At 52.5% G+C, this 1,309-nt stretch carries 1 rRNA gene; it reads right to left on the bottom strand.

Annotated features, from left to right (window positions below):
- Window positions 1-1,309 (bottom strand): 23S ribosomal RNA (locus M3175_RS23875); the annotation flags it as partial.

The raw sequence follows: 1,309 nt of genomic DNA, 5'->3' as shown, positions 1-1,309 counted from the left end.
GCTAACCCCTCCTCTTAACCTTCCAGCACCGGGCAGGCGTCAGCCCCTATACTTCGCCTTGCGGCTTCGCAGAGACCTGTGTTTTTGCTAAACAGTCGCCTGGGCCTATTCACTGCGGCTCTTCTGGGCTATTCACCCTGAAGAGCACCCCTTCTCCCGAAGTTACGGGGTCATTTTGCCGAGTTCCTTAACGAGAGTTCTCTCGCTCACCTTAGGATTCTCTCCTCGCCTACCTGTGTCGGTTTGCGGTACGGGCACCTGTTACCTCGCTAGAGGCTTTTCTTGGCAGTGTGGAATCAGGAACTTCGGTACTATATTTCCCTCGCCATCACAGCTCAGCCTTATGCAAGTGGGATTTGCCTCACTTGCAGCCTAACTGCTTGGACGCGCATATCCAACAGCGCGCTTACCCTATCCTCCTGCGTCCCCCCATCACTCAAACGGTAATTTGGTGGTACAGGAATATCAACCTGTTGTCCATCGCCTACGCCTTTCGGCCTCGGCTTAGGTCCCGACTAACCCTGAGCGGACGAGCCTTCCTCAGGAAACCTTAGGCATTCGGTGGATGGGATTCTCACCCATCTTTCGCTACTCATACCGGCATTCTCACTTCTAAGCGCTCCACCAGTCCTTCCGGTCTAGCTTCAACGCCCTTAGAACGCTCTCCTACCACTGACATCTAAGATGTCAATCCACAGCTTCGGTGATACGTTTAGCCCCGTTACATTTTCGGCGCGGAGTCACTCGACCAGTGAGCTATTACGCACTCTTTAAATGGTGGCTGCTTCTAAGCCAACATCCTGGTTGTCTAAGCAACTCCACATCCTTTGCCACTTAACGTATACTTTGGGACCTTAGCTGGTGGTCTGGGCTGTTTCCCTTTCGACTACGGATCTTATCACTCGCAGTCTGACTCCCATGGATAAGTCTTTGGCATTCGGAGTTTGTCTGAATTCGGTAACCCGATGAGGGCCCCTAGTCCAAACAGTGCTCTACCTCCAAGACTCTTACTACATGAGGCTAGCCCTAAAGCTATTTCGGAGAGAACCAGCTATCTCCAAGTTCGATTGGAATTTCTCCGCTACCCACACCTCATCCCCGCACTTTTCAACGTGCGTGGGTTCGGGCCTCCATCCAGTGTTACCTGGACTTCACCCTGGACATGGGTAGATCACCTGGTTTCGGGTCTACGACCACATACTAAAGCGCCCTATTCAGACTCGCTTTCGCTACGGCTCCGTCTTTCCAACTTAACCTCGCATGTAATCGTAACTCGCCGGTTCATTCTACAAAAGGCACGCTATCACCC

Source organism: Robertmurraya korlensis (assembly GCF_023715225.1).
Classification (GTDB): domain Bacteria; phylum Bacillota; class Bacilli; order Bacillales; family Cytobacillaceae; genus Robertmurraya_A.
The sequence above is the reverse complement of the archived record's forward strand: the minus strand, read 5'-3'. Positions and strand labels throughout refer to the sequence as shown.